At 52.8% G+C, this 13,553-nt stretch carries 15 protein-coding genes; 4 read left to right on the top strand and 11 right to left on the bottom strand.

Annotation, left to right across the window (positions count from 1 at the left end):
- The first annotated feature begins 51 nt into the window (after positions 1 to 51).
- Positions 52 to 1,698 carry an ArnT family glycosyltransferase gene (locus tag J2I46_RS25590; RefSeq protein WP_207331930.1) on the top strand — a complete coding sequence of 549 codons (1,647 nt, stop codon included), beginning with the start codon at positions 52 to 54 and terminating at the stop codon, positions 1,696 to 1,698.
- A 2-nt stretch (positions 1,699 to 1,700) separates the two neighbouring features.
- Here J2I46_RS25590 and J2I46_RS25585 read toward each other — a convergent pair whose 3' ends face one another.
- From J2I46_RS25585 to J2I46_RS25555, 7 genes are all read right to left on the bottom strand, one after another.
- Positions 1,701 to 2,279 carry a GNAT family N-acetyltransferase gene (locus J2I46_RS25585; protein WP_207331929.1) on the bottom strand — a complete coding sequence of 193 codons (579 nt, stop codon included), beginning with the start codon at positions 2,277 to 2,279 and terminating at the stop codon, positions 1,701 to 1,703.
- 154 nt (positions 2,280 to 2,433) lie between these two features.
- Complete coding sequence (locus J2I46_RS25580; protein WP_207331928.1) at positions 2,434 to 2,838, bottom strand: ketosteroid isomerase-related protein; 405 nt, start codon at positions 2,836 to 2,838, stop codon at positions 2,434 to 2,436.
- 107 nt (positions 2,839 to 2,945) lie between these two features.
- Positions 2,946 to 3,248 (bottom strand): Dabb family protein, encoded by a 303-nt coding sequence (locus J2I46_RS25575; protein ID WP_207331927.1) that lies wholly within the window; start codon positions 3,246 to 3,248, stop codon positions 2,946 to 2,948.
- A gap of 50 nt (positions 3,249 to 3,298) precedes the next feature.
- The gene (locus J2I46_RS25570) at positions 3,299 to 4,021 is read right to left on the bottom strand and encodes an RluA family pseudouridine synthase (protein WP_207331926.1); all 723 of its coding nucleotides are present in this window, start codon (positions 4,019 to 4,021) and stop codon (positions 3,299 to 3,301) included.
- Positions 4,022 to 4,138: 117 nt separating this feature from the next.
- Positions 4,139 to 5,176: a sensor histidine kinase gene (locus J2I46_RS25565; RefSeq protein WP_207331925.1), complete on the bottom strand. Its 1,038-nt coding sequence runs from the start codon at positions 5,174 to 5,176 to the stop codon at positions 4,139 to 4,141.
- Positions 5,177 to 5,339: 163 nt separating this feature from the next.
- Positions 5,340 to 6,029: a response regulator transcription factor gene (locus tag J2I46_RS25560; RefSeq protein WP_207331924.1), complete on the bottom strand. Its 690-nt coding sequence runs from the start codon at positions 6,027 to 6,029 to the stop codon at positions 5,340 to 5,342.
- A gap of 115 nt (positions 6,030 to 6,144) precedes the next feature.
- Entirely contained in the window at positions 6,145 to 7,035 is an 891-nt protein-coding gene (locus J2I46_RS25555; RefSeq protein WP_207331923.1) for a YjiK family protein, read from the bottom strand.
- Between the two features lie 104 nt (positions 7,036 to 7,139).
- Here J2I46_RS25555 and J2I46_RS25550 point away from each other — a divergent pair, with 104 nt between their 5' ends.
- Entirely contained in the window at positions 7,140 to 8,291 is a 1,152-nt protein-coding gene (locus J2I46_RS25550) for an AI-2E family transporter (protein ID WP_207331922.1), read from the top strand.
- A 73-nt stretch (positions 8,292 to 8,364) separates the two neighbouring features.
- Here the strand turns inward: J2I46_RS25550 and J2I46_RS25545 are convergent, their stop codons facing one another.
- Both J2I46_RS25545 and J2I46_RS25540 read right to left on the bottom strand, forming a co-directional pair.
- Positions 8,365 to 9,003, bottom strand: coding sequence for an LON peptidase substrate-binding domain-containing protein (locus tag J2I46_RS25545; RefSeq protein ID WP_207331921.1), 639 nt, complete (start codon positions 9,001 to 9,003; stop codon positions 8,365 to 8,367).
- A 73-nt stretch (positions 9,004 to 9,076) separates the two neighbouring features.
- Positions 9,077 to 9,553 carry a gliding motility lipoprotein GldH gene (locus J2I46_RS25540; protein WP_207331920.1) on the bottom strand — a complete coding sequence of 159 codons (477 nt, stop codon included), beginning with the start codon at positions 9,551 to 9,553 and terminating at the stop codon, positions 9,077 to 9,079.
- Positions 9,554 to 9,646: 93 nt separating this feature from the next.
- On the opposite strand from J2I46_RS25540, the gene J2I46_RS25535 reads away from it, so the two are divergent.
- A complete protein-coding gene (locus tag J2I46_RS25535) occupies positions 9,647 to 10,291 on the top strand; it encodes a DUF1345 domain-containing protein (protein WP_207331919.1) in 645 nt (214 codons plus the stop codon).
- Positions 10,292 to 10,788: 497 nt separating this feature from the next.
- The gene (locus J2I46_RS25530; protein WP_207331918.1) at positions 10,789 to 12,309 is read left to right on the top strand and encodes a DUF4301 family protein; all 1,521 of its coding nucleotides are present in this window, start codon (positions 10,789 to 10,791) and stop codon (positions 12,307 to 12,309) included.
- 149 nt (positions 12,310 to 12,458) lie between these two features.
- Here J2I46_RS25530 and J2I46_RS25525 read toward each other — a convergent pair whose 3' ends face one another.
- Positions 12,459 to 12,665, bottom strand: a complete 207-nt coding sequence (locus J2I46_RS25525) for a hypothetical protein (RefSeq protein ID WP_207331917.1) — start codon at positions 12,663 to 12,665, stop codon at positions 12,459 to 12,461.
- Between the two features lie 274 nt (positions 12,666 to 12,939).
- Positions 12,940 to 13,428, bottom strand: a complete 489-nt coding sequence (locus tag J2I46_RS25520) for an RrF2 family transcriptional regulator (RefSeq protein WP_207331916.1) — start codon at positions 13,426 to 13,428, stop codon at positions 12,940 to 12,942.
- Positions 13,429 to 13,553: the final 125 nt, after the last annotated feature.

Raw genomic sequence — 13,553 nt, 5'->3', positions numbered from 1 at the left:
GGCTCCCCTCTCCTCGTTTTAAGGAGAGGGGTTGGGGGTGAGGTAAAGCCTATGCCTGCTCCGCGTTATTACCCGATCATTATTCTGGCCCTTGGTGCCTTTTTCTTTCTCCCCTTTCTGGGGCGGGTGCATCTCTTCGACTGGGACGAGATCAACTTCGCCGAATCGGCGAGGGAGATGCTGGTGACGGGAAACTTCAGCCGCGTACAGATCAACTTCGAGCCGTTCTGGGAAAAACCACCGCTGTTCTTCTGGCTTCAGGCCACGGCGATGAACTGGCTCGGCGTGGGTGAATACGCTGCCCGCCTACCCAACGCACTCATCGGCATTGTTACACTCCTAACGTTCTTTTTCGTTGGAAAACGCCTGCACGGCCCGCAGTTTGGTATGCTCTGGGCGCTGGGCTACCTGGGCGCGCTCACGCCGCATTTATATTTCAAAACCGGCATCATCGACCCCACCTTTAACCTGTTCATCTTCCTGGGCGTCTGCTACGTGTATGAAGCCGTTCAGAAATACGGGAAAGTGGGAGCCTGGCAATCGGCTGCTGTGGCTGGCCTGTTTGTAGGGCTGGCCGTGCTGACGAAAGGCCCCGTCGGCGCGTTGCTGGCCGGCCTGACCTTTGCTATCGTCTGGGCCATTGCCCGGTTCCGGCCGCTTCTGCGTTTGTCTCATGCCTTGTTGGCCGTAGCCGTGGCGCTGGGCGTGGCGTCGCTCTGGTTCGGGCTGGAGATCATCCGCAACGGGCCGTGGTTTTTGGAAGAGTTCATTACCTACCAGATCCGTCTATTCAGTACGCCCGATGCGGGCCACGGTCAGCCGTTCTACTACCATTTTGTAGTAGTACTGGTTGGCTGTTTTCCCCTCTCCATCTTCGCCATCCGGTACCTGGTGGCCGCCCGCGATCCGCGCGATTTCCGGCTGTGGATGGTCGTGCTGTTCTGGGTAGTCATGATCCTGTTTTCCATCGTAAAAACCAAGATCGTGCACTACTCCAGCATGGCCTGGTTCCCCGTTTCTTATCTGGCCGCCCGCCACTTACACGACCTGCTGACGGGTCGCGCCGCCTGGCCGCGCTGGCTGACAGTTGGGCTGCTGGTTATTGGCGGGTTGCTGGGTACGTTGCTGACGCTGTTGCCGGTGGTTGGGCAGTTCAAAACCACGCTGATCCCCTACATCAAAGACCCGTTTGCCGTAGCAAACTTACAGGCAAACGTTAACTGGGGCGGTTGGGAGTGGGTTATCGGCGCAACGTACCTGGCGGTACTACTAACGGCCATTTTGCAACTATCAGGCGTTGCACAACGCAGACGATTTTCGCCTGGCAACGACCTGCCAGGCTCCGTTTGGGCCTTGTTTATGGCAACAGCCGGCTGCCTGTGGCTATACCTGAGCATCGTTGTGCCGAAGATCGAAGAGTACGTACAGGGAACGGTTGTGCGTTTCTACGAATCGAAACAGGGGCAGCATGTTTATGCCGAGCCAATCGGCTACAAAAGCTACGCCCAGCTATTCTATTTCCGTAAACAGCCCCCGGTGAACCCGCTCACCAAGCAGGAAACGTACCTGCTCAACGGCCCCGTTGACAAGCCAACGTACCTGATCACCAAAATCACCAGCGCCAACGACTACCGCGCCAACCCGAATCTGCGGGTGGTTAAAGAAGAGAACGGGTACGTGATTTTTGAACGGAAGTGAAGTTACCTCGTCCAGAATTGCATCACTTTCGCAGAATCGGTTGTCTCGCCAAGGTCGGGCCAGCTGAATGTAGTTTGCAGCGCCGGGTCAAGGTGGTAGCCGCGCTGTTGCCAGAACGCATCAAGCGGGCGATAGTTAACCGGGCGAAGCGGGTGATCGGCAGGGCGTTGTACGGCGCAGAAAGTCGTGGTCAGGTACGTTCCGAACGAGCGGACGTGAGCTTCCCGCTCATCGAAAAAGCGGTGACCTAGCCCGAGGCCCCGGTACTGAGGTAATAACAGGCTTTCGCCGAAATAAAAGACCGTATCGAGGTCGTAGCCTTCCCGAATGAACGGAGCCTGAACCTCGTCGGTCTCATCGTGGAGGGGCAGGCAGGTGGTGCCGCCAACCATGCGTTCGCCATCATAGACGGCAAACAGCATGGCCCGTTCGGCATTGGCGTACGTTTCGAGGTACATCTTCTCATACGCATCGGAACCTTCATACAGGTACGGAAACTCCCGAAAAACGGCAATCCGTAACTGCGCCAATCCGTCGAATGCAGATCGAATATCCGAACCGATATAGTGCCGATGTGTCATAGGAGAACTAATGCCGCAACGGCGAACCGTGCGGATTAAAGCCTGACCCGTTGCATTTGTTGACTATCGTAAACCAGGCAGCGCTTTTGTCATCCCTCCCGGCGTTGGAGAACAAAAGCGCTGCTTATCAATGTGTTGATCTTAAACTGGCCGACTAGTGGCCAAGTACCAGTGATTCCCAGAGGGGCAGGTTGTAGTAGGTTGTCACCCGCGTAATCTGACCGTTGGCTACTTCCAGGAATGACCCGGCGGGGAGCACATACGTCTGGTTTTTGGCTTCGGGCAGGTCGCCGTCGGTTTTCTTGTAGGTTCCATTGACGATGAATTCGCAGGCTACGCGCGTGCCGGTTGGCTCGGTCATGATCACCATGTCGGTGAGCGTTTCGTCGTAGCAATCGTCCATATGCTGGAGGAACTTCGTGAAGGCATCTTTACCAATCCGGGTGTCGCCCTGATTACTGTCGTGCCGGATGTCCTCGCTCAGAAGCGAGAGCATTTTCGACCAGTCTTTCGCGTTGAAAGCACTGTAATACGTAGAGGCAGTATCGTGTGCGGTCATAAATTTTCTGTTTACCGTTTTCTGTCTACTGTTTTCTGTTGCGCTGCTAACGTACCTAACTTTGGTTTAGCAGCACAACAGAAAACGGTAAACAGAAACCAGTAAACTTATTTTGTTGCTACGTCATAGATCTGAACCCGTGACCAGAGGTGCTTGCAATGTTCTACAAACGCCAGGTGAATCGGGTGAACCTGATAGACGTCGTGCGCGGCTTCGTCGGTAAAGGTCATCATCAGGGCAAAGTCGTAGGTATGGTCAATGACGGGGCGACGCGTGGGGGCGGCCACACCGATCTCTACATGATGAATGGCGTCGACGCTACGCAACGATTCCAGACCAGCTTTCAGGGCAGCGCGGTCGTCGTCAGATTCAGGCTTGGCAAGCCAGAAGTAAACAGAATGAATGAACATATTTTTTCAGTTACCAATTAACAGTTGTCGGTCGACAATTGATCATTGCATTAAAGATTCTTTTCCAGTTGCTTCACCAGCGCGCCGAAATCTTTGGGATACGGTGCCTCTACGGTGAGGGGTTCGCCGTTGAGCTGGTTGAAGGTCAGCGAATGGGCGTGCAGGGCAACGCGCTGAATGAGCGGTTGCTCGTCGGTGTCCATTTTCAGGTTGAAATCGCGCTTGATCTGCGAGAGGTACACCGGTTTGCCGCCGTAGGTGGCATCACTGACGATGGGCGCCTTCAGGCATTGCAGGTGCACCCGAATCTGGTGCATCCGGCCGGTAATGGGCATGCACTCCACCAAGGTCGTATTCCGGTAAGCGCGCAGGGTGTTGAAGATCGTTTCGGCCACCTTACCCTTTTCCCGGTCAATCTTCACGTAGGTACCGTCGCGGCTGGGGGCGATGGGAAGGTACACCGAGATGTCCTCGAAATTGTGCACGCCATTGGTCACGGCATGGTATCGCTTGGCCACTTCGCGGTGCTCAAACTGCATGGCCAGATGCCGGTAGGCTTCGGGGTTCTTGGCAATGGCCAGTGCGCCCGATGTTTCTTTATCAAGCCGGTGCCCCAGTTGCGCATCGTCGCTGTACGCCTTGGCCAGGCGCAGGATGCTCTGCCCCGACCGGTCGGGGGTACGTTCATCCAGCGCCGCCACGTAAGGCGGCTTGTTGATGACTATATAATCGTCGTCCTCAAACAGGATGAGGTCTGAGAAATTCAGTTTCATGGGGCAAAGATAGTCGATAGTCAATAGTCAGTAGCCGATAGTCGCGTTGCTGATTATCCGTGTCGTGTTTTTGCCGCACGACTATCGACTTACGACTATTAACTATCGACTACCAACTTACCCCTCCTTATCCAGCTTGAACCGAAATTCGGTGCCTTTTTCGAGGCGGCTCGTGACGGTAATCTTTGTTTTGTGGGCGTTCAGGATATGCTTTACGATGGCCAGGCCAAGTCCCGTACCGCCCTGCTCTTTCGACCGGCTTTTCTCAACCCGGTAGAACCGCTCGAAAATGCGGCTCAGGTGTTCGGGCGGAATGCCGGGGCCATCATCTTTTACGGTAACCTGGATGTGTTTTTTACCGTCTTCTTCCAGCGACACAACCACCTTTCCGTTCTCATTACCATACTTGATAGCATTTTGAATAAGGTTAGTCATCACCTGCGTAATTCGCTGACGGTCAGCTTTTACCCAAACCGGGCCCAGGTACGTTGTCTTGATCTTTAGCGTGGTTTGCCGGGCATTGGCCAGACTTTCCAGCTGTTCAAAAATCTCGTCGATGATCTGCCGGATGTCGAGGCGGTCGAAGTGCATTTTCAGTTCACCGGTTTCGAGTTGCGACAGGGCCACCAGGTCCTGCACCAGCGCGTCGAGGCCATCCAGGGAGCGGGCGGCTTTGGCCAGAAATTTGTCGCGCACAAACTCATCATCGACCGCCCCGTCGATCAGCGTGTGAATAAACCCCTGCGCGGCGAAGATGGGCGTCTTCAACTCGTGCGACACGTCGGCCAGGAATTCGCGGCGGAACTGTTCCATCTTCTTCAGCTCATCGATCTCTTTCTGCTTACGGGCTACATAAACGAAGATCTCGTCGTTGAGCTTCTTGAACGGATTGCCCGTTTTCAGAATGGATTTCCGGGAAATAGAAAAGTCGCGCACCTTCAGTTTCCGAATGGCGTCGTAGAGCTTGGTGATCTCGCGATACACCAGAATATCGATGGTGTAGAGCACCAGAAAGAACGACAGCAGAAACGACGACGTACCCACCACAAACAGCATGTTGCCGTTGGTGCCCGGCACAAACGCCAGAAACGTTATGGTTAACCCGGCAATTAGCAAGGCCAGAATCAGGGCAATAAACCGGGGGGAGAGCGACATGGAGAGAGGGGGAGGAAAGGGAATAGAGGGAGGAACGGAGGAAGGGGAGAACGGAGGAAAGGGAGCTTCGCCAGGTTAGAATCGCTACTAAGCGAAGCTCCCTTTCCTCCGTTCTCCCCTTCCTCCGTTCCTCCCTCTATTCCCCTTTTTTCCTTCCTCCCTTTTATGCTACCTCAAACATATACCCAACGCCCTTTAGCGTACGGATATAGCCTTCGCCGATCTTTTCGCGGAGTTTGCGAATGTGTACGTCGACGGTGCGTTCGAGCACGTAAATATCGGCACCCCAAATCTTTTGCAGCAATTCTTCGCGGCTGAATACTTTATTGGGCGTTTGGGCCAGGTGGAAAAAGAGTTCAAACTCTTTCTTGGGCAGAATAATACTCTGATCGCCCCGGTTCACGGAGTAATTTTTCCGGTTAATGGTCAGGTCAGCGATTTGGATCAGATCACCGGTCTCTGCTTTCTGGGCCTCACGGCGGAACAGCGCATTAATACGGCTCATCAGCGCGCGGGGCTTAATGGGTTTAGTGATGTAATCATCGGCCCCTACATCAAAAGCGGCCACTTCCGAATACTCTTCCGAGCGGGCGGTGAGGTAAAGAATGTAGGTCTGCCGCAGGTCGGGCAGGGCACGCAACTGTCTGCCCGCTTCAATACCGTCGAGGTGCGGCATCATAATATCGAGCAGGACCAGTTCGGGGTGAAACGTCCGGGCGATCTCAACAGCCTTACGGCCGTCGGGCGCAGTACGTACCTCGTAGCCTTCTTTCTGGAGGTTGTATTCCAGCAACTCAACGATGTCTGGATCATCATCAACAACCAGTATGCGATGGGCTTTTTCTGTACTCATGGTTGGCAACTAACTTCTTTGGCCGAAAGTTAACGGGCATTGTCAGCAAGTTATGCCCAATATCAAACTGTTAACACAAAGATAACGTAGCCCATACCCCGAAACGCTCCGTTTTCTATCGCCTCGTGACCCGGTACATTCGCCCACGCTCGTTTGTAATAAGCAGTTCATTATCAGCCATGAATACAATACCCTCGGCCTGGCCACGCGGTAGGCGAAGGCAAGCTGCGGGGCGGTTCAGGCGAGTGCTGACGGGACTGGTCAGGTCGAAGAACAGCACCTTCCCGTACGTCAGGATCGCCAGCGTTTTCGCATCCGGGCTTAACGTAGCTCCTGTCACCATCGACTTAATAAACACGGAATCCAGCGGGTTCAGCACATAATCGCCAGCCTGGGCCGGCAGGCCATATAGCCGCACGATATGCCCCGACCGATTTTTTGATAGCAGGAAAAGGCTATCGCTCCGGAAGAAGACGGCCTCACAATCGAAGTTGCGTTTCCGGGCTGGAAACTCCGTTTGGTCGGCGTAGCGCAGCCGTATGGTTTCCGGCGATGTTACCCGCTTTGGATCAACGATATAGATGGCCAGGTCACGGCGGTTGTTAAAGTTGTTGCCCAGATCGCCGATAAACAGCCGCGCATCTCCTTGCCGGGATGAATCCTGCCGTGCCAGATCCTCCCAGTCAACGTTCCTGAGTTGGGGCAACGGCAACGAGTCCAGCAACGTACCCGGCAGCGTTGACGTACCTGCTTTTGTGGTTGAGATGGCGTAAAGTGTAGGGCGCCCGCCACCATCGTTGTGGGTCCAGACGCTGGTGGTCGTGCGCCGTGCCAGGCCCGAGCTTTCGTTGACAACCGCCGGTAGCCGATAGGCGGGGGCAGCGCCAAGCCGCTCAATGCGGTAATCTGAACGCACCCGGCGCACACCAAGCCGATGAACTTCAGGCGTACATGAGCAGAGTCCGACCTTTATACCGATTAATACGTTAATGAGCCAGTGAAGCATTATTTTAGTTATGCAGTAAAACAGTTACCACTACCCCGAATAGTGATTTATTCTTACACGAAACCAGACTACCTACTGATTAATACGTTCGCTTAACACTACCTATGACAAATCGTGCTACCGAAGTACAGCAATCATTTCCAGTTCGTTTAGCGGCAACGCTTACGTCGATGGTGATTCTGGTCTACGCTTTTTACGAACTTAAGGAAATACTGATTCCGCTGGTATTTGCCATCTTGTTCTCCGTCTTGCTCTTTCCCCTCTGTTCACGCCTGGAGAAATGGCGTATTCCCCGTATCCCGGCCGTTCTGATTTGCCTTGTTCTGATGCTGGCTGTCATCGTAGGCATCCTGTATGCCGTTACAACGCAAATCAGCAGCTTTGCCGAGGTTCTCCCCCAACTGGTTAAGAAAGCAAACATTGTGCTCAACAACCTGCAACTCTACGCTGATGAGCACTTCAACATCGACAAGAAACGGCAACTGACCGAAGCGCGCAAATACATGAGTACGGCGCTGGAAACGGGCGGCACCCTGCTTACCACTACCCTTCTGGCTACAACCAGCACCCTGACCGACGTGTTTATTGTGCTGTTATTTGTTTTCTTCTTCCTGCTCTACCGCGACTTCTTCCGGTCGTTCTTCTACAAGGTATTTGGCCATACCCGTCGCACGAAGGTTGATACGGTCCTGGCTAAAATCTACGATGTGGTTAAAGACTATCTGGCCGGACTCGTGCTGGTGATTCTGGTTACGGGTACGTTAATGACCGTTGGCCTGATGATTCTTGGGGTAGACTATGCTGTATTCTTTGGCTTTTTCGGCGCCAGTCTGGTGCTCATTCCCTACTTCGGTATTTCGCTGGGGTCACTGCTGCCCGCCGCCTATACGCTTGTTACGCAGGATAATCCGCTGAAAGCACTGGGTGTCATCGGCGTCTTCTTGTTCGTGCAGGCGCTGGAAGGGAACTTTATCACGCCTTACATCGTGGGGTCGAAGGTAAGTATTAACCCGCTGGCGGCCATTGTGGCACTGTTGCTCTGGGAATCGCTCTGGGGATTGCCCGGCCTGATTCTGGCCCTGCCGCTGACGGCCATTCTAAAGGTACTTTTCGATTCGATCGAAGACCTGAAGCCCTACGGATTTCTGATCGGAGAGGCCGAGAAGCCCCGACCACCAATCAAAAATTTGCAGGAACTAGCCGATCAACTGCCCAAACGGGCCAAAAAAATGGGCAAGGTAGAAGAGAAAGACTAGTTCCCGGATGTCGGATACCGGACGTTGACTGTCCCAATCTCACGTCAAAGGTCCGGAACCCAACATCCAGTGCCTAAAACGTTAACGGGTCCAGATTTTTGAAATGCCCGTTCATTCTGATTCGTTCTTTGGTGCGCTCCATATCGGCCACCACGGGAATAACCTTATCGAGGTGGCGGATCAGGAATTGCTGACGTTCGGCTTCTGTCTTTATCGTCAGCAGTTCATATTCCTGTTCAATAGAAAGGCCAACCTTGTGGGCAATCCGGTAAGAGAACAGCGGCGATTTGGCCGGGTCGTAATCGGTCTCGATCTGCATCAGATCGTATAATCGCCCCAGCCGGTCCAAGAGCGGTATCAGGAACGTACCTGAAGCCGTTACGTCTTCTGGTTCCAGCAGTTCTACCCGACCACCAGCATATAACTTATCGGGCACCGGGTTTACGAAATCGACCAGTTTGAAGATACGCAACCCCTTGGTTTTCACGTCCATTCGCCCATCGTCGTACCGTTTGTGCATGGTCGTCACGTGCACTTCGGTGCCGTAGCCGGGTAATTTATTGTCGATAAAAGCCGGAATACCAAAGGTCTTTTCTTCTTCGATACACTCGCTGACCAACTGACGGTAGCGCGGCTCAAAAATGTGCAGGTTTAAATCTTCGCCCGGATATACGACCAGGCTAAGCGGAAAAAGGGGAATCAGGTTTTCCATAGAAAGGAATCAGGATGATGGATAGCCGCTGAACAAGGGCATCAGTCAGTTGCCCGCGGTAATTTATGTATGCTTACTGCCCGCTTTTCTCGACGCTGATGCCCACACTAACGACATCGGGCAGGGGATCTTGCCGCATATACTGCTTAATGCGCATCACGTACGTACCTGGCTTGGCAAATCGATAGGCTCGTTTCATCAGCACCTTGTTGTCGTACAGATCGCCAAGCCCTTTGCCGCGAGGCTCACCCGTTTTGGGGTCCATCAGGATCAACTCATCCAGCCGGGATTCGATCTCATGCCCCCGCTCATCGGTGAGGTAGCGTGTCAGGTACAGGTTGTAGTACGGGTAGGTGAGGTTGTGGCGCAGGGTGTAATACAGATCGTAGGGAATGCTGGCGTCGGTGATCGTGAATCGGAACGAAGGCGTGTTTTTCACAAACCACTTCCCGTTTTCGATATCGGCATTTTCCTTATACACCACGTTAGGGTCCTGCTCGCAGGAAAAAAACAGGACCATCAGCCCCACAATCAGGCAAAAACGTTTCATAAGCTATTATTTCAACGCGACCGCTACCTTTAGTCGGACCGGCTAACTACATTTCCAGCAAAGCTACTCAACGATGAAGTAGCCCCCTACAGTATGCTTAAGCAGATTGCCCGTTTAGATGCCCACCACCGCCTTGCCATTGGGTTAGGCATCGCTTTTCTATCGTACCTGTGTAGTCGCCCGTTTGTGGTGTGGCCCACTCAGATACTGATCATGTACGTCAGCTATGCGCTCACCGTGAATGTGCTGGCCTGGATCACAATGGCATATCTGGAGCCGCACGAAACCCGACAGACCTATAAACTTCAGGATTCGAGCCGGTTGTTGATTTTGCTCTTTGCCGTATTTGCCGCTATCGCCAGCCTGTTTGCCGTCATTTTCCTGCTCAATACCGTTAAGGAAATGGACCCTGTTCATCTACGGGCTTACGTTATCCTGTCTGTACTGACCGTTGTTAGTTCCTGGACTCTGCTCCACACGCTATTCACATTACGGTATGCCCATTTATACTATAAGGGTGAACCGGCTGATGGCCTGAATTTCTCAGACACAAAAGAACCCAGCTACACTGATTTTGCCTACGTTGCGTTTGGTATCGGAATGACCAGCCAGGTAGCCGACGTTGGCCCAACAAACGAACAGTTTCGGGGCCTGATCCTGACTCACAGCCTGTTATCATTCGGGTTCAATACGCTAATTGTTGCCCTGAGCATCAACATTGTGGCGAGTTTATTGTAATACAGCCTGAGTATGACCCGTCCTAACGGTGTTGATTGGTTTATGCCTTGCCTGCCGACCTGCCCCGGAGCAGGCCAATCCGTAAAACGCACCTAAAGTAACATCGCGTTGCTGCCCGATGATAACTAACGGAAACGCTACGGCAGCAAACAGCGCAATAGTCAGTATTACCCTGTTTGCCGCCCTTTCGCGAAAAGCGCAAAGCGGGTGCGGGTAGCGGCCCGCACAAGCACCGTCCGCTGAGTTACGCCGACTATTACTTCCCGGAAGCGCTGATTTGGCAAAAAACGCTAAACGAGGAAAGCCCCTTTTCCGAACAATCTCTTGGCTTCCTTTGGCTATGCCGACAAGGTGATCACCCGTTTGGGCACAAGCCCCGCCGGCGAGCCCGGTTGAATTGCCTTACCGTACAATTAGAAACACAACCTTTTCGGAATTACTCTTGCGATACTTAGTTGAAAGGGGCAATTTGCTCACCTAAAACTCTTACGTTCCGCATGTTTACCTCAACCGATCTCGACCAGATTGCTGCCCAGGGCACTTCCACCCAAACGGTCGACCAGCAGATTCAGCATTTTATCGACGGATTTCCTTTTCTGCATGTAATCCGGGCGGCCACCGTCGGCGACGGCATTATCCGCGTTCCCGAAGAACAACTGACACGCTACATCCGGCAGTTCGACGAGCAGGCCCCCGATCTGGCGCTAATGAAATTTGTACCTGCCTCTGGAGCCGCCACCCGGATGTTCAAGTCGCTGTTTGCAGCGCTGGAAGGCAAATCAGACAAAGCTACCGACGGCTTTTTTGCCCAGTTGTCCGACTTTGCTTTTTACGACGACCTGAAAGCCGCCATGAGTCGCGATGGGCTCGATCTCGACAAGGCCGTGGCCGACAATGACCGCAAAACAGTACTAACGTACCTGCTTACCGACAAAGGACTTGAGTACGGCAGCCTGCCTAAAGGACTACTGAAATTCCATAATTATGCCGATGGGCCACGTACCCCGGTCGAAGAGCACCTCGTAGAAGGGGCTGCCTATGCCAACAGCGACGGCCGGGTACGTCTCCACTTCACGGTATCGCCCGAACACCGAAGCCGTTTCGAAGACCTGATCAAACACGAACTGGCCGACTACGAATCGTGGCTCGGCGTTGAGTTTGAGGTAACATTTTCGGAACAGAAAAAATCGACGGATACCATTTCAGTAAACCTCGACAACACCCCCTTCCGCAATGGTGACGGTACGCTGCTGTTCCGCCCGGCAGGTCACGGCGCGCTGATCGAAAACCTTAACGACATCGACGCCGATCTGGTATTCATCAAGAACATTGATAACGTTGTGCCCGACGAGCTGAAGGAAACGACCGTTACCTACAAAAAAGTGCTGGCTACGGTATTACTCGACGCTCAAAAGCAACTCTTCCGCCTTCAGGAACTACTCGACGCCGACGAGGTCAGTGAAGGGTATCTGGCCGAAGCCGATGCGTTTCTGCAAACGACCCTGTGCGTTACCCCGCCCGCCGATTTCGCCAGCCTCAGTACATCCGAAAAACTGGCATACTACCGGCAGAAACTCGACCGGCCCATCCGGGCGTGTGGCATGGTTAAGAACGTTGGCGAACCAGGGGGCGGGCCTTTCTGGGCCAAGAACGCCGATGGGTCACTATCACTACAGGTGGTCGAGTCGGCGCAGGTTGATATGGACGATGCCGAACAAAAAAACCTGTTCGAACAGGCCACCCACTTCAACCCCGTTGATCTGGTGTGCAGCCTTAAAAACCGGGCTGGTCAGAAATACAACCTGCCCGATTTCCGCGACCCGCTGACGGGTTTCATCACGGCTAAATCGAAAGACGGCAAAGACCTGAAAGCGCAGGAACTGCCCGGCCTTTGGAACGGCGCCATGGCCGACTGGAACACGCTGTTCGTTGAGGTACCGCTCATTACGTTTAACCCCGTAAAAACCGTAAACGACCTTCTCCGCGCCGAACATCAGCCAGTAGGGATCGTTGATTAGTTGACTGGTTAATTGGTTGACTGGTTTATTAGTTAGCTGGTTGACTAGAGTATTAGGCAAATTCTAGTCAACCAGCTAACCAATAAACCAGTCAATCCAAAAGCGTTTTCTGGGCCTGTTGCCGACCTGCCACAGCACAGGCTTTGCGCCTATTCGCCATCTATGTACCCCTGCTGCGGCTCATCATTACCCATACGGCCAATGAAACCAAGGCCATTACTGGCGTTCCCTGGACAGCACCCGCTCCCTGTCGGCACATAGGAGATAGGATAGGTGGGCCCGTTCTCCTGATATCCACATTGGCAGGCATACGCCTTGGTGACGGCATGATGGCTGATGTCCGCCAGAACGGGCATCAGCAAAACGGCAATAATTTTCACTTAAGTCAATCAGTTTTTTACACGATCCAGCATAATTGAGTTTACGTTTACCGTTGACATTCATGCGGTCTCCGATCAATAATCGTGCAAGACAATTACAGTTGTTGATTTAATCTATCGATCAACGCCATTTATATAAAGCACGAGCTACACGACTCCTTTTTGCTAAAAAGTAAAGCCCCGACAAGGGCTGACGGGGCTTTACTTTTTAGCAAAAAGGAGTATTAGTTGCGCATACGCCTCTCTTTATTTAGGCAGACATCAACCCAGCATCAGGGACAGCGCTGGTTGATGCACCGATTGAAATTTCTTTCGTTTCCAGCGATTCCAGGTTTTGGAACGTCAACAGCGTTGTGTTTTCGTATACCCCCAGATTCGCGTCACGTACCCGCTCCATAATGGGTTTCAGGGCACAGGTCACTTCGTCTTCGCAATCATCACATTTCACATAGAAATTGTGTGATACACAAGGGGTTGGCGCGATAGGACCGTCAATAACACGAAGAACCTGAGCCAGGTTAACCCGGGCCGGATCAATACGAAGCAGGTAGCCGCCACCTTTCCCTTTCTGGCTTTGCAGAATGCCGTGGTTACGAAGTTCGAGGAGAATTGCTTCCAGAAATTTTTTCGGAATGTTCTCGCGAGCCGAAATGTAAGAAATCAAAACTGGCCCTTTGCCGAATTCTTCGGTGAGCACTTTCAATGCCTTGATGGCATACTTTGCTTTTTTTGAGATCATTTAGTTACGGTAGTAATGGCGGTTCATCGCGGTTAGGTAAAAGCGAGCCAATTTATAGACTTACTTACAAACTGCCAAGTTAGTAACCAACTCTATATCAGTCAAAATTTTCAGAACGGTATTTC

The sequence above is a fragment of the Fibrella forsythiae genome, assembly GCF_017353175.1.
GTDB lineage: Bacteria > Bacteroidota > Bacteroidia > Cytophagales > Spirosomataceae > Fibrella > Fibrella forsythiae.
This window is presented reverse-complemented; position numbering and strand designations above follow the sequence as displayed.